The sequence below is a fragment of the Streptomyces sp. NPDC104581 genome (assembly GCF_055583685.1).
Map to the genome: position 1 here is coordinate 26,402 of NZ_JBVJNN010000033.1, position 17,060 is coordinate 43,461.

A 17,060-nucleotide genomic window follows, 5' to 3' on the forward strand; every position below is an offset into this window, starting at 1 on the left:
GCTGGGGGGTTTCTGGGGTGTCGATGTACCCCCTCGGACGTCCGGGGGGGGGGAGGACGGGAGTGGGCGTGGGCACCCCGGAGGGGGCCTTCGGGCGGGGGACGCCCGCCAGGGGGTGTCCGGAACGTAGCGCCGCCCGCCCCGCGGGGCGGGGGCCTGCGGCGCCCGGGGCGGGGCGTCGCGGGGCGGAGGAACTGGCCTCGTACCGCGCGTACTCGGCCGGCTCACGCCACGTGCCGTACCGGGCGTCGGGGCCGGGCGGAACCCTCCGGACACGCCCCAGGGGGTGTCCTGCCGATCAGGCCGGCCCGGCGCGGCGGTTGGTCCGCACGCGCCGGACGGGCTTCCTGTTCCGTCCTCGGGCGACGGACGTGCTCACTTGGCGGGGCCGCCCACCAGTTCGCCGAGGACGTCCTCCATCGTCACGAAGCCGAGTACCGAGCCCGCCTCGCCCGTCACCGCGGCCAGATGGCTGTCCGCCGCGCGCAGCGCGGTGAGGGTGTCGTCCAGCGGGGTGTCGATCCTGACCCGCGTCACCGCGTGGAGCGCGGAGCGCGGGAACGGCTTGGTGCGGTCCGCGACACCCAGGGTGTCCTTGATGTGCAGATAGCCCAGGACGGCGCCCGCCGGCCCGGTGACCGGGATCCGCGAGAAGCCGGCCGACGACGCGATCCGCTCCAGCTGCTCGGGCGTCACCCGGTGGTCGACCGTGACCATCCGGCGCAGCGGTACGAGGAGTTCGCCGACCGGGCGGGTGCCCAGCTCCAGCGCGTCCCGCAGCCGTTCGCCGTCGGCCGGGGAGAGCAGCCCGGCCTGGCTGGAGACGGCGACCATCCGGGCGAGTTCGTCGTCGTTGAAGACGGCGGCGACCTCGTCCTTGGGCTCCACCTTGATCAGCCGGAGCAGGACGTTGGCGAACGCGTTGATGCCGAAGATCAGCGGACGCAGCGCGCGGGTCAGGGCGACCAGCGGCGGGCCGAGCAGCAGCGCCGACTTGGTGGGCGCGGCCAGCGCGATGTTCTTCGGGACCATCTCGCCGAACAGCATGTGCAGATACGTGGCCACGGTGAGCGCGATCACGAACGCGATCGGGTGCACCAGGGCATCGGGGACCCGTGCCGCCTCGAAGCCGGGCTCCAGCAGGTGCGCGATGGCCGGTTCGGCGACGGCGCCGAGAACCAGCGAGGAGACGGTGATGCCGAGTTGGGCCGTGGCCATCATGGCCGACAGGTGCTCCAGCCCGTACAGCACGGTGTGCGCCCGCTTGTTCCCCTTGCGGGCGTGCGGCTCGATCTGGCTGCGGCGGACGGCGATCAGGGCGAATTCGGCGCCGACGAAGAACGCGTTGGTGAGCAGCGTCAGGGCACCGATGGTGAGTTGCAGGGTCGTCATCGGGCTTCTCCGGCGTACTGGCGCGAGGAATCGTCGGTATCGGTGTCGGTATCACGGCCGCGGTCGCCGTCGCGGTCGATCGCGCCGCCTGTCGTGGCGCCCGCGCCGGCGGGCACCCCGGCGTGCGGCACCCGGCCGGACGCCGCGTACGGCTCCGCGTCGGTCCGCGCCGCGGCGACCCGCGCCGGCTCGGTGATGTGCACGCGCTCCGCGACGTGGTGCTCGATGTCCAGGACATCCAGCCGCCAGCCGTCCAGCTCGACCGTGTCGCCCTGGACGGGGATGCGCGCGAGGCGGGCGGCGACGAGCCCGGCGACGGTCTCGTACGGCCCCTCCGGGGCGACCAGCCCGATCCGGGCCAGCTCGTCGATCCGTACGCTGCCGTCCGCCTCCCAGGTCGCGAGCCCCTCCGCGGTCGGCGGCGCGGGCAGCAGGTCGGGGGTCTCGACGGGGTCGTGCTCGTCGCGCACCTCGCCGACGACCTCCTCGACGATGTCCTCCATGGTGGCCACACCGGCGGTGCCGCCGTACTCGTCGATGACGACGGCCATCGTGCGCGCGGCGCGCAGCCGGTCCAGCAGCCGGTCGGCGGTCAGGGTGTCGGGCACCAGCAGCGGCTCGCTGGCCAGCTCGGTGACGGACACGCGGTGGCGCCGTTCCGGTTCGAGGGCCAGGACGTCACGGATGTGGACCGTGCCGATCACCTCGTCCAGGCTGTCGCGGTAGACGGGGAAACGGGAGAGACCGGTGGCGTAGGTGAGGTTGGCCGCGTCGGCCGCAGTCGCGCCGGCTTCGAGGGCCTGGACGTCGACACGGGGCGTCATCACGTTCTCCGCGGTCAGCTCGCCGAGCCGCAGTGTCCGGACGAACAGCTCGGCCGAGTCCTGCTCCAGCGCGCCCTCGGCGGCGGAGTGCCGGGCGAGGGAGATCAGCTCGTCGGGGGTACGGGCGGAGGCCAGCTCATCGGTGGGCTCCAGACCCATGCGCCGGACGAAACGATTCGCCGTGCTGTTGAGATGCCTGATGAGCGGGCCGAAGGCGGCGGTGAATCCGCGCTGCGGGCCCGCGACGACCTTGGCGACGGCCAGGGGCCGCGAGATCGCCCAGTTCTTGGGGACCAGCTCGCCGATGACCATCAGCACGACCGTGGAGATGACGACACCGAGAACGGTGGCCACGACCGAGGCAACCGAGCCGAGGCCGACGGCCACCAGCGGTCCGCGCAGCAGCACGGCCATGGACGGCTCGGCGAGCATGCCGATGACCAGCGAGGTCACGGTGATGCCCAGCTGTGCGCCGGAGAGCTGGAACGTGAGGCGCCGGACGGCCTTCAGGGCGCCTTCGGCGCCGCGCTCACCGGCCGCGGCGGCGCGCTCCAGGCTGTCGCGCTCGACCGTGGTGAGGGAGAACTCGGCGGCGACGAAGACGGCGCAGGCGAGGGTCAGCCCGAGGGCGATCAGGAGAAGGAAGATCTCGGTCACCGTGCCACCCCCGCTCCGCCGGTCAGATGCTGCGGAAGGGAAATGGCACGGCTGGTACTAGGAGGCTCCATCGTGGAACTGCTGCTTCCTTCTTGGTCGGTCGGGGCGTCCCCGCCGTGATCGGCAGAGGGGACGGATCATCATGGTAAAGGAATGGCAAACAGAATGGGAGTACCCGGAAGGGTGACCGAGAGTGACTAATGTCGCTCGCGCCACTCGGCTGCGATCTCCTCGATGTCGTACGGCTTCTTGTTCAGCGGTGGCCCGGCCGGCGGCCTGGCGGTCGCGGCGCGGATCTTCTCGTTGATGTCGGCGATGATCCGCCGCGCCTGCGCCTCCGACGCGGCCTCGCGCGCGGCTGCGACCGCGTCCTCGACCTCCTTACGGAGTCTCAGCGTCGGAGGCAGGCAGGAGATTCCCTCCCGCGCCATCTTTCCCTTGATCCACCACAGCTCGTCGTACGGGGCGTCCACGGACGCCAGCGGCCGGCCGGCGCCGGGCAGGTCGTCGAAGGCGCCGCGCTCGGCCGCCTCGCGGATCTGTCTGTCCACCCAGGTCTCGACATCGACGCCGGGTGGCTTGCGCTCGGTCATCGTGCGACCTCCTGTTTCGGCTTCGGCCCCGGTTCCGGTCCGCGGCTCCGGCCCGGCTCCCACTGTCCGCCGGCCGGGCGCCGGCGGTGGCCGGGAGGGGCCGTGCCGTCTCCATGGTGCCTGGCGGCACGGCGTACGGGAACGCTCAGAGTTCCTTCGCCGGCCAGTCCAGCAGCCGCGCCCCGATCACCGCGGTCTGGAGCGTGTAGCGGTGGAACGGCTCCGACGGGTCCGACCCGGTGAGCTTGTGTATCCGCTCCAGCCGGTACGTCAGCGCGCGCACGCTCAGATTCAGCCGCCGCGCCGTCTCCGCCGCCACACACCCCGCGTCGAAGTACGCCGCCAGCGTGTCGAGCAGTGGCCCCGCCCCGCCGCGCGCCTCCGTAAGAGGACCGAGCGCGCTGCGTACGAGATCCGACATCGCCTCCCGGTCCCGGCTGAGCACCGGATAGACCAGCAGGTCGGCGGAGCGCAGCACCGGCTCGTCCAGCGCCATGCGCTCGGCCAGATCGTGGGCGCTGAGCGCCTCCTCGTACGACTGCACGACCCCGCCCGCCCCCGGATGCGCGCGCCCGATGGCCACCCGCCCGCCGTCCGTCGCCGCGTGCGCCTGCTTCGCGAAGTAGGTGAGGACATCGCCCTCGTCGGCGGGCGCGATACAGATCAGCCGCCCGTCCTTGGTGGTCAGCAGGATGCGGCGGGCTCCGAAGCGCGAGACGAGGGCGAGTTCGACACCGCGGGTGACGGGGTCGGTCTCGGCATACGCGCTCTCCCCCACCGCCACCGCCACGGCGTGCGCGTGGGAGAGCTGGAGCCCGAACCGCCCGGCCCGCTCGGCGAGCCGCCCCAGGTCGCTGCGCCCGTGCAGCAGGTCGTCGATGAACTCGCGCCGGGACGCCTCCTCGCGGCGTACGGCGAGCCGCTGCGCCCGCTCGTACCCCTCGGCGAACGCGTCGACGGCCTGCTCGACGGCGGCCAGGACGCTGTCGGCGGACGCCGGGCGAACCGACGCGACGGGCCAGGCGTCGCGGGTGGCGGTCAGATGCCTGCTGACGAGGGCGCGCAGGCCGTGCCCGGCCTCGGCGGCCCGCTCGCCCAGGGCACGGCGTGAGTCGAGTTCGTCGCGGGTGAGGCGGCGCCCGGTCGCCGCGACGTCCGAGAGGATCCGGTCGTAACCGGTCAGATACTCCTGGAACATCGCGGGATCCGTGGTCCGCCCTGTCGTCGCCTGGTCCGTCATCCGAGCCCCCCGGCTTCCTGATCCGTCCTGACGCGTTCTTAACGCGTGTGCCATCCAGCCTGTCAGACCGCGATCCCGCGACATCACCCGGCATTAAGGAAGCGTAAAGATTGCCGGGATCCGGCAATGCGCGCACGGCCTGTCGGCTGACAGGATCGGACCACGGAAAACGGGGGACGGATTCCGGTGCCGGAGTGCGCGCACTCGCACTCCGGCATCCGGAGCCGGTCCGGTCGGACACGGCGGCGGAGCGCCGGACGAGGGGGTACGGGAATGCGTGAATTCATCGACGCGGCACTCGGATTCCCCACTTTCCTCTTCACCGCCGCGCTGATCGTGGTAATCGGGTTCTGGCTGCTGGTGCTCACCGGCGTCGCCGAGACCGACAGCTTCGACCCGGACGTCGACCTCGACGCCGCCGGAATCGGCGGAGTGCCGGTCACGGTGGCCTTCTCCCTGCTGACGGCCCTCGCCTGGTTCGGCAGCCTCGCCGCGTCCGTGACCCTGCGCCGCTTCGGTGCCTTCGACGCCCCGGGCCTCGTCCGGGCCGCGCTGGCGCTCACCGTCCTGGCCGGCGCGACACTGCTCGCCTGGGGGGCCACCCGGCTGCTCGTACGGCCGCTGCACACGCTCTTCCCCGACGAACCCGGGCCGTCCCTGCTCGACTTCGTGGGACTGACCTGCACCATCCGCACGGGGCGGGTGGACGCCTGGTTCGGTCAGGCCGAGGTCGCGGCGCGGGACGGGTCCACGGCCGTCGTACAGGTCAGGCAGCACCGGGCGGACATAGCGAAGGCCGACGCGCCGACGCTGGGCAACGGCAGCACGGGGCTGCTGTACGCCTACGACGAGGCCGGCGAGTTCTTCTGGGTCGCGCCGTACGACACGGCGCTCGATCCGCGCGCCTCGGCCGCCTGACGCCGCGGCTCTCTGCGGACCTCTCCCACCTCACCCGATTCCACCCGCGCCCGTCCCGCCCGACTTCGTCTCAACCGCGTTCCTCTCAAACGCGTTCCTCCCACCCGAATTCTCAGCCGACCTCATCCGACCCTCGGCGGTCGAGCGGTCGGGACCTCATGCCTCCACGCAAGGACTACTCATGGATGCCATCACCTTGGGCGTCGGCGTGCTCGTCGCCGTCGTCCTGCTCGTCGCAGTCACCCTGCTCCTGGTCATCAGCCGGCTCTTCCGCAAGGTCGAACAGGGCAAGGCGCTGATCGTCTCGAAGATGCGGAAGGTCGATGTCACCTTCACCGGACAGGTCGTGCTGCCCGTACTCCACAAGGCCGAGACGATGGACATCTCCGTCAAGGCCATCGACATCACCCGCACCGGCCGGGACGGACTGATCTGCCGCGACAACATCCGCGCCGACATCCGGATCTCGTTCTTCGTCCGGGTCAACAAGACCACCGAGGACGTCATCAAGGTCGCGCAGGCCATCGGCACCGCGCGGGCCAGTGACAAGGAGACACTCCAGGAGCTGTTCAACGCCAAGTTCTCCGAGGCGCTGAAGACCGTGGGCAAGCAGCTCGACTTCACCGATCTCTACACCAAGCGCGACGAGTTCAGGGACCGGATCATCCAGGTCATCGGCACCGACCTCAACGGCTACAGCCTGGAGGACGCGGCGATCGACTACCTGGAGCAGACGCCGCTCTCGCAGCTCGACACCAACAACATCCTGGACGCGCAGGGCATCCGGAAGATCACCGAGCTGACGGCCATCGAGCACGTGCGCACCAATGAGTTCCGGCGCACGGAGGAGAAGGAGACCACCCGCCAGAACGTCGACGCCCGCGAGGCCATCCTGGAGCTGGAGCGCCGGCAGGCCGACGCCGAGATCAAGCAGAAGCGTGAGATCGAGACCGTACGGGCCCGTGAGGAGGCCGAGACCGCGCGCGTGCAGGAGGAGGAGCGGCTGCGGGCGCAGAGTGCCTTCCTCAGTACGGAGGAGCAGCTCGGCATCCAGCGGGAGAACCAGGCGCGGGAGGTCGCCGTCGCCGAGAAGAACCGCGAGCGGGTCATCGCCATCGAGACCGAGCGCATCGAGAAGGACCGCCTCCTTGAGGTCATCGCCCGCGAGCGGGAGACCGAACTGACGCGTATCTCGGCCGAGAAGGAGGTCGAGACGGAGCGCAGGGAGATCGCCGAGGTGATCCGCGAGCGGATCGCGGTGGACCGTACGGTCGCCGAGCAGGAGGAGTCCATCAAGCGGCTGCGCGCCGTGGAGTCCGCCGAGCGCGACCGCCAGGCGATCGTCATCGCGGCGGAGGCCGAGGCGCAGGAGAAGCTGGTCAAGGACATCAAGGGCGCGGAGGCCGCCGAGCAGGCGGCGGTCCACCGGGCCGCCGAGCAGATCACGCTCGCCGAGGCGCGGGTGAAGTCGGCGGATCTGGACGCACGGGCCAAGACGCGGCTCGCGGAGGGCATCCAGGCGGAGACGGCGGCCGCCGGACTGGCGGCGGTGCAGGTGCGCGAGAAGGAGGCCGACGCGGTCGAGAAGGCCGGGCTCGCGGAGGCCGGGGCGACGGAGGCACGGCTGCGCGCGGAGGCGGCCGGGCTGACCGAGAAGGCGGCGGCGATGGCCGCGCTGGACGAGGCGTCGCGGGGTCACGAGGAGTACCGGCTGCGCCTGGAGGCGGACAAGGAGGTACGGCTCGCGGACCTGGAGACGCGGCGGCAGGTGGCCGAGGCGCAGGCCGCGGTGCTGGCGACGGGTCTGGAGAGCGCGGACATCAACATCGTGGGCGGCGACACCGTCTTCTTCGACCGGCTGGTCTCGTCGATCTCCCTCGGCAAGGGCCTGGACGGCTTCATGCAGCACTCGGACACGGCGCGCACCCTGGCGGGCCCGTGGCTGGACGGGTCGGCGAGCTTCACGGACGACCTGGCGAGGATGCTCGGGTCGGTGTCGACGTCCGACATACGGAACCTGACGGTGTCGGCGCTGCTGACGAAGCTGATGACGTCGGACGGCGGCGCGGGCGCGCACGGCGGCCGGCTGGGCGAACTGCTCGCCAAGGCGAAGCAACTGGGCCTCGCGGACATGCCGATCGCGGAGCTGGGCGGCGTGGGCGGGGACGCGAAGCTGAACGGCACGCTCAACAAGTCCTGACACCGCCGCGGCGCCGGGCGGGCCCGTGCGACCGGGTGCACGCGTCGGGGGCACCGCACCACCGCCGCGACGGAGCGGCGTGGAGCGGCCACCCGGACGCTCGGTGACCACGCCGGACCGCCGGACCCCGCCTCTGGCCGCACAGGTCGCCGTACGCCCCAACTCGGCGCCGCACCAAACCCGAGGAACGGGCCGCGACCGAGCGACGCGGCGCACGGCGGAAGGGGCGGGGCACGGAGCGGCCAACCGCGCGCTCGATGACCGCAACGGACCACCGGACCCCGCCTCGAACGGCACAGGTCGCCGTACGCCGCACCAGACCCGCAGTGGGGGCCGCCACCGCGACGGAGCGGACGCGGCGCCCACCGGAAAGGGCACGGGCCGGCCGGCCCGGCCACCGCAGGACCCGCGCCGGACCGCCGTACCACCGCCTCGGGCGGCACGCCGAGCGGCCGTACGCGGCGACGCGGGCCCGCAGTGCCCGCCGCGTGGCGGCGGGTGCCTGACACGACCGGCCGGAGCCGCCGCCACGGGGGTGTGGCGGCTCCGGCTTCTCTTCGCCGACCCCGCAGGGAGTGACCACAGATGACCACCACCGATACGGCTCCCGGGCCGGGCACGCACGCCGACGGCGGCAGCGGCGCCGGCACGGACACCCGCATCGACGCCGGTGCCTACGAGGTGCTGCGGGATCGGCTCGCCGCGCGGGGCGGCGAGCTCGCCCTCCGTACGGAGGCGCTCAACTCCCGCCGCATCGAGTCCTTCGGCTCCACCGAGCTGCGGCTCACCGGCACCGGACAGCTCCGGACGCCGCACGCGAGCGTGCCCCGCGACATCGTCGCGGTCGGAGACGCGCTGCTCTTCGGGCACACCGTCGACACCACGACCGCCGGCCCCGGCACCGAGATCGCCGTCGCCGACGTCTTCGCCCTCCACGACCGCGCGCTCGACCCGCTCCCCGAGGACGCGGTCCCCGGACTGCTGGACGACCCCGCCTTCGTAAGAGAGCTGGGCGCGCTGTTCCGCTACTACCGCGACGCCCGGCTGCTCCAGCTGCGGCATCTCGGCGGCCGACTGCTGGCCGTCTTCCGTACCGGCGAGAAGCCCGGCGACATCCGCGTACTGCGCTGGGCGCTGCACACCGACGGCACCGCGCGGTTCCTGGACGCCCGGGGCGACCGGGACCACGTCTTCCCGCCGTCGCACGACATGGAGTGGACCGCCGCCACCCGCGACGACCACGTCCTCGGCCGCCACCCGCACATCGGCGTCGGCGGCGACGCGTACGTCTCCACGGTCGGCGGCTCCCTCACCCTCAAGGCCGAGGACGACACCGAGACGGCCGAGGGCATCTACTCCGAGCCCGTCACCGAACCCCTCCAGTCCCTCGCCGACGCCGACGTCGCCCACGCACGCGTGGGCGCGCTGCTCCTGCTGCGGGTGCGCCCTTACAAGGAGGACGCGTGGCGGCACCTCGTCCTCAACACCCTCACCGGGAAGGTCACCCGGCTCGACGGCATCGGGCGGTCCTGTCGCCGGCTCCCCGAGGACCAGGGCATCGTCTTCCCGGGCGGCTACTACCTGGCGGCCACCGACACGGCCAAGACCTTCGACACGGACGCCGCGGAGGACTCCGCCGGAGAGCTGGAGTTCGAGCGGGCGGTGCACTCCCCCAACGGTGAGGACGTGCTGTACGTCTTCCAGGACCGTGCCGAGGGCCGCACCCTGCTCCTGCCGTACAACGTCATCCGTAAGGAGGCCGCGGCGCCGCTGACCGGCTCCGGGTACGCCGTGTTCGACGACGGCGCCCTCATGACCCTGCGCGCGGCGACGGAGCCCGCACGGGTGCACCCCCTCCAGCTCTGGCACTCGCCGTACGTCTCCGACACCTACGCCGCCACCCGCCCCGCCGGCACCGGGCCCCTGGCCCGCGTCGGCAACGCCGACCTCGTGCGCGGTATCGCGGACTGCCTGTCGATCGCCCGCGCGGTCGCCGGGACGACCGCGCCGGGCGCGACGCCGACGACGGCCGCGTACGCCTCGCTCGTCACCGCCTGCGCCCGCGCCGCCGACCGCCACCACTGGCTGACCGACCCCGAACTGGACGCCCCGCACGCTCTGCTGACCGGGATCAGGGCCACCGCCGAGCAGGTGCTCGGCGAGTTCGAGACCGTACGGACCCTGACCGCGCAGGCCGCCGACGCGCTCACCGAGTCCGCCGCCAGGGTCACCGCTCTCGTGCGGCGCGTCCGCGGCGAGGCACCGCGCAGCGCGGCCGACTGGGTGGACCGGCTCACCGAACTCCGCCGCGCACAGGGTCACTTGGTGACGCTGAAGGAGATGCGCTACGCGGACACCGAGCGGATCGACTCCCTCGTCGAGGCGACCGAGGGCGACATCGACGCCGCCGCGCGCCGCGCCGTCGCCTTCCTCGGCCGCGAGGACGCCTTCACCGGCCACCACGCGGAGGTCGAACGGCTGGCGGCCGAAGCGGCGGCCATCACCACGGTCGCCGAGGCCGCGCCCGTGGCCGAACGCCTCCGTGAGCACGCCGCCGGGCTGCGGACCGTCACCGACGTCGTCACGGGGCTCGACATCGGCGACACCGTCGTCCGCACGTCCGTCCTGGAACGTGTCGCGGACATCCTCGGTGGCGTCAACCGCGCCCGCGCCACCCTCGAAGCCCGCCGCTCCGAGCTGCTCGACCACGAGGGCCGCGCCGAATTCGCCGCCGAGTTCGCCCTGCTGGGACAGGCGGTGACCGGCGCGCTCGCCGCCGCCGACACTCCCGAGGGCTGCGACGAGCAACTGGCCTCGCTGCTGCTTCAGCTGGAGGACCTGGAGTCGCGCTTCGTCGAGTACGAGGGCTTCCTCACCGAGCTGGAGACCCGGCGCACCGAGGTCTACGAGGCGTTCGCGGCCCGCAGGCAGAGCCTCCAGGACGCCCGCGCCCGCCGGGCCGAGCGGCTGGCCGAGTCGGCCGAGCGCGTACTCGGCTCGATCAGCCGCAGACTCTCCTCGCTCGCCGACACCGACGCCGTCAACACCTACTTCGCGTCCGACCCGATGGTCGCCAAGGTCCGCCGCACGGCCGGCGAGCTGCGGGAGCTGGGCGACCGGGTCCGGGCGGAGGAGCTGGACGGCCGGCTCACCTCGGCCCGCCAGGAGGCGGCACGCGCGCTGCGCGACCGCACCGACCTGTACGCGGACGGCGGCGCCACGATCCGGCTCGGCCGCCACACGTTCGCGGTCAACACCCGGACACCGGAGCTGACCCTCGTCCCGCACGGCGACCGCACGGCGCTCGCGCTGACCGGCACCGACTACCGCGATCCCGTCACGGACCCGGCGTTCGAGGCGACCCGCCCGTACTGGAACCAGCTGCTGCCCTCCGAGTCCCCCGAGGTCTACCGGGCGGAGCACCTGGCCGCCCGTCTGCTGGCCGAGCACGGCGCCGCCGGGCTCCGGGACGCCGGCGACCTCCCCGCGCTCGTCCGCGCGGCGGCGGAGGCCGCGTACGACGAGGGCCACCAGCGCGGTGTCCACGACCACGACGCGACCGCCGTCCTCACCGCGCTGCTGCGTCTGCACGACGGGGCGGGGCTGCTGCGCCACCCTCCGGCGGCCCGCGCGGCGGCGCAGCTGTTCTGGGCGCACGGCGTGACGGACCGCTCCCGGGAGGACTGGACCCGCCGGGCGGTCTCGCTGGCGCGCGTGCGGGAGACGTTCGGGCCGGCCGTCGGGATCGACGCCTTCCGTACGGAGGTGGCGTCGGCGGTACGGGACTTCGGCACGCACGGCACCGATGCCGATCCGCTCCACGTCGCCGACTACCTCTTCGAGGAGCTGACGAGCGGCCCGCCCGGTTTCGTCACCGGCGCGGCGGCCCGCGCCCTGCTCGACGGCTTCCACCGCTCCCCCGGCGGCCCCGCACTCACCGAGGACCTGAAGCAGGCCCGGGACGACGGCCTCGCCGCCCGGCGCCAGCTCGTCGAGGCGTGGCTCACCTCGTACAGCACCGCGCACGGCAGCGCGTCCGGCACCCCGGGCGGGCCGGCCGAGGCGGGCGACCTGGCCGAGGCCGTGGCCGTGGCGCTCTGCCCGGACCTCGACCGGTACGCCTCGACGGCGGACCTCACCGCCGAGGTCGACGGCCTGCTCGGCAGCCACCCGCGCGTCACCGGCCGCCGGATGACCGTACGGATCGACGAACTCCTCTTCAGGACGCGGAACTTCCGTGAGCACACGGTGCCCGGTTTCCGCGCCTACCAGCGGCAGCGCACCGCCCTGGTGGCCGGCGAGCGGGCCAGGCTGCGGCTGGACGAGTTCCGTCCCCGGGTCATGTCCTCCTTCGTACGCAACCGGCTCATCGACGAGGTCTATCTGCCGTTGATCGGCGACAACCTCGCCAAGCAGCTCGGCACCTCCGACGACAGCAGGCGCACCGACACCAACGGGCTGCTGCTGCTCGTCTCCCCGCCGGGCTACGGCAAGACGACGCTCATGGAGTACGTGGCCGACCGGCTCGGGCTCCTCCTGGTGAAGGTCGACGGTCCCGCGCTCGGCCACTCGGTCACCTCGCTCGACCCGGCCGAGGCGCCGAACGCCACCGCGCGCCAGGAGGTCGAGAAGATCAACTTCGCGCTCGCGGCGGGCAGCAACACGCTTCTGTACCTGGACGACATCCAGCACACGTCACCGGAGCTGCTCCAGAAGTTCATCGCGCTCTGCGACGCGCAGCGCAGGATCGAGGGCGTGTGGGAGGGCGAGGCGCGCACGTACGACCTGCGGGGCAAGCGGTTCGCGGTCTGCATGGCGGGCAACCCGTACACCGGCACCGGCGGGCGCTTCCGGGTCCCCGACATGCTCGCGAACCGCGCGGACGTGTGGAACCTCGGCGACGTCCTGACCGGCAAGGAGGACGTGTTCGCGCTGAGCTTCGTGGAGAACGCGCTCACGTCCAATCCGGTGCTCGCACCCCTCGCGGGGCGCGACCGGCGCGATCTCGACGTGCTGGTGCGCCTCGCGGACGGTGTCCCCGGGGCCACGACCGAGGCGCTGGTCCACCCGTACGCGCCCGCCGAGCTGGACCGCGTACTCGCCGTGCTGCGGCATCTGCTGACGGCCCGGCGCACGGTCCTCGCCGTGAACGAGGCGTACATCGCGTCCGCGGCGCGGACGGACGAGTCGCGCACCGCGCCGCCGTTCCAGCTCCAGGGTTCGTACCGCAACATGAACAAGATCGCGGCGCGCATCGACCCGGTGATGAACGACGCCGAACTGTCGGCGGTCATCGACGACCACTACGCGGGCGAGGCACAGACCCTCACCACGGGCGCGGAGGCGAATCTGCTGCGGCTGGCCGAGCTGCGGTCGTCGCTGACACCGGCACAGGCCGACCGCTGGGCGGAGATCAAGACGGCCTATGTGAGGAGGCAGTCACTCGGCGGCCCGGAGGGCGACCCGATGACCCGGGCTGTCGCGGCGCTCGGCCTGCTGGCGGACCGGGTGGCGGCGGTGGAGTCGGCGATCACGCGCGCCCGCGCATCGGACCCGTCCGCCGGCTGAGGACCGGAGCGGAGGCGGTCGCGTGGCGGGGGCGGCGGGTCGGCCGGGGTTGGGCGCGCCTCACACGGCGGCCGGCGGGCGCCACCCCGGATCACGCCCGGTCTCGGCCAGCAGGGATTCGAACGGGGTCACGTCGCCGCCCACCGGGAACGGCTCGCCGAAGACGTTCATGGACCGGGCCGTCGGTGCCAGCGCCGCGAACTCGGCGCCCAGCATCCTTACGACGGCGGCGTCCGGCTCGTACGGCTGCCCGGTCGCGCGGGCCAGGTCCCACGAGTGCACGGTCAGATCGCCGAGCGCCATCGCGCCGACGGTCCGCGCGGGCATGCCCATGGCTCCGGTGACCCCGTCCTCCGCGCCCGGCGCGGCCCATGCCTCGATCAGCCCGCCGATCTCGGCGGCGAACCGCTCGCGCCGGTCGTCCGCCAGCCGCTCGGGCGGTGCGCCGAAGTCGGACTCGCCCTTGCCCGCGAGCACCTGGAAGTTGGTGACCACCTGGAAGAGGTGGTCGAGCAGGGCGCGCACGTCGTACTCGGCGCAGGGCGTGGGCAGGGTGAGCTGGTCGTCGCGCACACCGCGCAGCACCGGCAGGGCGTCGGCGGCGGCCGCTTCGAGGAGGGTGCTGATCTTGTCGTCCATGGCCCCGACGCTACGGCCGGCGCCCCGCCTCCGTATTGAACAAACGCGACATAGGATCCGGCCATGGCAGCAGCTCCACGGCGGGACACCCGAGGCATCGTCGACGCCTCCGGACTCTTCGCGCGGGCCGATTTCCGCCGCCGTCTGCCCGCGCCGGAGCTGCGCCGTCACGTGGAGCTGTACTGGCTGATCGACTGGGACCTGCCGGAGCCGTACGCCTCGCACGTCGTCCCGCACCCCTCGGTGAACGTCGTCTTCCAGCGGTTCGGCGCGGCCCCGCCCTGGGGCGAGGTCGCGGGGATCGGACTCGAACTGTTCACCCAGAAGCTGGAGGGACGCGGCCGGGTCTGCGGGGTGAAGTTCCGCCCCGGCGGCTTCCGGCCGTTCGCGCCCGCGTGGCCGGTGTCCGAGTGGTCCGGGCGGCGGGTGCCGATCACCGAGGTGCTGCCGGCGGACGACGCGGACGTCGGCGCGGTCCTGGACCCCGCCGACGAGGACGCGCGGGTCGCCGCGCTCGACACGTACCTGCTGGGTCTGGGCGCGCGGCCGGACCCGCAGGCCGACGAGGCGATGAGGGTGGTGGGCCTGGTCGGCGAGGACCGTACGATCCGGCGGACGGCGCAGCTCGCGACGGCGGCCGGTCTGTCGGTGCGTTCGCTCCAGCGGCTGTTCGCCACCTATGTGGGAGTCGGGCCGAAGTGGGTCATCCTGCGCCACCGCATCCACGAGGCGCTGGAGCGCGCCGAAGCGGGGACCGGGGTCGACTGGGCGGCGCTGGCGGCCGAGCTGGGCTACAGCGACCAGGCGCATCTGGTGCGGGACTTCACGGCGACGGTGGGCGTGCCGCCGACGGCGTACGCGCACGGGCACCCGGTCAGGTAGCCCGCGTTCAGCGGCTCCCGGTCACGGCGACGACGCCCAGCCCGTGCGCGGCGGCGTACCGCAGCACCCGCAGCGGCCCCGCCAGCAGCCCGGCGGCGTCGAACTCCCCCTCCGGCGCGTCCGCCATCCCGTACGCCCAGGCGTCGATACGGGCCAGCACCTCCCGGCGCCGGGGCCCCGTCACGGCCAGCACGGACTCGGCGCCGGGAAGCACGGCCCGCACCTCCTCGGCGGTGAGGAGGAAGTCCCCGAACCAGCCCGGCAGCCGGGAGGACGCCTCGGCACCGAGACCGTGGTGGAGCGCGGTCGCGGGCTCCCCCTGGAGTACGGCCACGGCGAACAGCGCGTCCGGATCGCTCCCCCGGACTTCGGCACGGCGCAGCAGTTCGGTCGCCGCGCCCTTCATGGCGACCACGGCGGGGGCGGAGGGGCCGCCGCCGCGCGCGAACGCGGCGAAGCGGTGGGCGGCGGGGGTCGGTTCGGGCGTGAAGTACGGTTCGCGGTCGCCGCCGCCCAGCCACCACCCGAGGTCCTCGGCGCAGCCGTCCGGCACGGTCCAGGTCTCGTCGAGATGGGCGAACCGCCGGGGCAGGGCGACGACCTCGGCGTCGGGCACGGCGCCGACCGACCAGACCCCTGTGCAGCTCACGCGACCGCGCCTCCCGCTCCGATGCCGTGCCCCGTCATCGCCATGTCCCGTTGCCCGTGACTCGCTGCCGGGACCCGCTGTCAGTGCCCCGGCCTAGAGTCGGGCACATGGAGATGAAAGCACCCCCGGTGCGGCTGGAGCCATGGTCGGAAGGCGATCTCGGCCTGCTGCGCGCCGCCAACGCCCCCGAGCTGATGGAGCATCTCGGCGGCCCCGAGACCGAGGACCAGCTGCTCGTCAGGCACCGCAGGTACGTCGCGCTGAGCGCCGACCGGACCGGCAAGGGCCGGATGTTCCGGATCGTCCTGCTGCCGGACGGCGTCCCGGTGGGGAACACCGGCTTCTGGGAGACCACCTGGCGGGGGCAGGAGGTGTACGAGACGGGCTGGGGCGTGCTCGGGGAGTTCCAGGGGCGCGGGCTCGCGGTGGCGGCGACGAAGGCGGTGGTGGAGGCCGCGCGGGAGGAGCGCGGGCACCGCTTTCTGATGGCGTACCCGTCGGTGGACAACGGGGCGTCGAACGCGGTGTGCCGCAAGGCGGGCTTCGAACTGCTCGGGGAGGGCGAGTTCGAGTATCCGGCCGGCCATTTCATGCGGTGCAACGAATGGCGGCTGGACCTGGCGGCGGAGCGACCGTGAAGCGACCGGCGGCCGATCGCGCGACACCCCCGTACCGCCGCGGAAGGGGCCGCACCCGCGCGGAAAGCGCTGGCCCGCCTCGCGGCCCGATGACATGCTGACGAGGTGAACGGACCGGAGATCCATCTCACCTTCGACTCCGAGCTGCACGTCTTCGTCCCGGCCGGACGGCGCGGCGGGCGTACGGCGGTCGCCACGGACGGCTCGTCCACGCTCGGCCATGTCGTCGAATCCCTCGGCGTCCCGCTCACCGAGGCCGGTCAACTCCTCGTCGACGGACGCCCGGTGGCCACGTCGCACATCCCGTCGGCCGGCGAGTCGGTGGAGGTTCGGGCGGTGGCCAGGCCGCAGCGCGTACCGGGCGCGCCGCTGCGCTTCCTGCTCGACGTCCACCTCGGCACGCTCGCGCGCCGTCTGCGGCTGCTGGGCGTGGACGCGGCGTACGAGAGCGAGGACATCGGCGATCCGGCGCTGGCCGCGCTCTCGGCGAAGGAGCGGCGGGTGATGCTCTCGCGCGACCGGGGCCTGCTGCGGCGCCGGGAGATCTGGGCGGGGGCGTACATCTACAGCGACCGCACGGACGACCAGCTCAGGGACGTTCTCGGCCGGTTCGCCCCCGAACTCGCCCCGTGGACCCGCTGCACGGCGTGCAACGGCCCGCTCGGGGCGGCCGACAAGGACTCGGTCCAGGGCAGGCTGGAGCGGGGCACGCAGCGTACGTACGACGTGTTCGCGCAGTGCACGGCTTGCGGCAAGGTCTACTGGCGCGGCGCGCACCACGCGCGCCTGGCGGCGATCGTCGAGGAGGCGCTGCGCGAATTCGGCGGCGCGGCGGCGTAGCCGTGGGGCTCCGGCCGCCT

At 73.2% G+C, this 17,060-nt stretch carries 12 protein-coding genes; 6 read left to right on the forward strand and 6 right to left on the reverse strand.

Features of this window, described 5'->3' with window-relative positions:
• Positions 1-375: 375 nt before the first annotated feature.
• From ACZ61E_RS24125 to ACZ61E_RS24140, 4 genes are all read right to left on the reverse strand, one after another.
• Entirely contained in the window at positions 376-1,392 is a 1,017-nt protein-coding gene (locus ACZ61E_RS24125; protein ID WP_469701933.1) for a hemolysin family protein, read from the reverse strand.
• A complete protein-coding gene (locus ACZ61E_RS24130) occupies positions 1,389-2,873 on the reverse strand; it encodes a hemolysin family protein (RefSeq protein WP_469701934.1) in 1,485 nt (494 codons plus the stop codon). Before ACZ61E_RS24130 ends, ACZ61E_RS24125 begins: the two co-directional genes overlap by 4 nt.
• A gap of 197 nt (positions 2,874-3,070) precedes the next feature.
• The gene (locus tag ACZ61E_RS24135; RefSeq protein WP_469701935.1) at positions 3,071-3,466 is read right to left on the reverse strand and encodes a DnaJ family domain-containing protein; all 396 of its coding nucleotides are present in this window, start codon (positions 3,464-3,466) and stop codon (positions 3,071-3,073) included.
• Positions 3,467-3,611: 145 nt separating this feature from the next.
• A complete protein-coding gene (locus ACZ61E_RS24140) occupies positions 3,612-4,664 on the reverse strand; it encodes a PucR family transcriptional regulator (protein ID WP_469701974.1) in 1,053 nt (350 codons plus the stop codon).
• 315 nt (positions 4,665-4,979) lie between these two features.
• Between ACZ61E_RS24140 and ACZ61E_RS24145 the strand changes: the two genes are divergently transcribed.
• The 3 genes from ACZ61E_RS24145 to ACZ61E_RS24155 all read left to right on the forward strand — a co-directional run bounded on the left by ACZ61E_RS24145 (position 4,980) and on the right by ACZ61E_RS24155 (position 13,392).
• Entirely contained in the window at positions 4,980-5,624 is a 645-nt protein-coding gene (locus ACZ61E_RS24145; protein ID WP_469701936.1) for a hypothetical protein, read from the forward strand.
• A 181-nt stretch (positions 5,625-5,805) separates the two neighbouring features.
• Positions 5,806-7,824, forward strand: a complete 2,019-nt coding sequence (locus ACZ61E_RS24150) for a flotillin family protein (RefSeq protein WP_469701937.1) — start codon at positions 5,806-5,808, stop codon at positions 7,822-7,824.
• 585 nt (positions 7,825-8,409) lie between these two features.
• Entirely contained in the window at positions 8,410-13,392 is a 4,983-nt protein-coding gene (locus tag ACZ61E_RS24155) for a DNA repair ATPase (RefSeq protein WP_469701938.1), read from the forward strand.
• Between the two features lie 60 nt (positions 13,393-13,452).
• Here ACZ61E_RS24155 and ACZ61E_RS24160 read toward each other — a convergent pair whose 3' ends face one another.
• Complete coding sequence (locus ACZ61E_RS24160; protein ID WP_469701939.1) at positions 13,453-14,031, reverse strand: TIGR03086 family metal-binding protein; 579 nt, start codon at positions 14,029-14,031, stop codon at positions 13,453-13,455.
• A 63-nt stretch (positions 14,032-14,094) separates the two neighbouring features.
• On the opposite strand from ACZ61E_RS24160, the gene ACZ61E_RS24165 reads away from it, so the two are divergent.
• Positions 14,095-14,913 (forward strand): AraC family transcriptional regulator, encoded by an 819-nt coding sequence (locus tag ACZ61E_RS24165; protein WP_469701940.1) that lies wholly within the window; start codon positions 14,095-14,097, stop codon positions 14,911-14,913.
• Between the two features lie 7 nt (positions 14,914-14,920).
• On the opposite strand, the gene ACZ61E_RS24170 is transcribed toward ACZ61E_RS24165, so the two are convergent.
• Positions 14,921-15,562, reverse strand: coding sequence for a hypothetical protein (locus ACZ61E_RS24170; RefSeq protein ID WP_469701941.1), 642 nt, complete (start codon positions 15,560-15,562; stop codon positions 14,921-14,923).
• Between the two features lie 107 nt (positions 15,563-15,669).
• Here ACZ61E_RS24170 and ACZ61E_RS24175 point away from each other — a divergent pair, with 107 nt between their 5' ends.
• On the forward strand, positions 15,670-16,200 hold the full coding sequence (locus ACZ61E_RS24175) for a GNAT family N-acetyltransferase (RefSeq protein ID WP_469701942.1): 531 nt from the start codon (positions 15,670-15,672) through the stop codon (positions 16,198-16,200).
• A 105-nt stretch (positions 16,201-16,305) separates the two neighbouring features.
• Positions 16,306-17,040 (forward strand): Mut7-C RNAse domain-containing protein, encoded by a 735-nt coding sequence (locus ACZ61E_RS24180; RefSeq protein WP_469701943.1) that lies wholly within the window; start codon positions 16,306-16,308, stop codon positions 17,038-17,040.
• Positions 17,041-17,060: the final 20 nt, after the last annotated feature.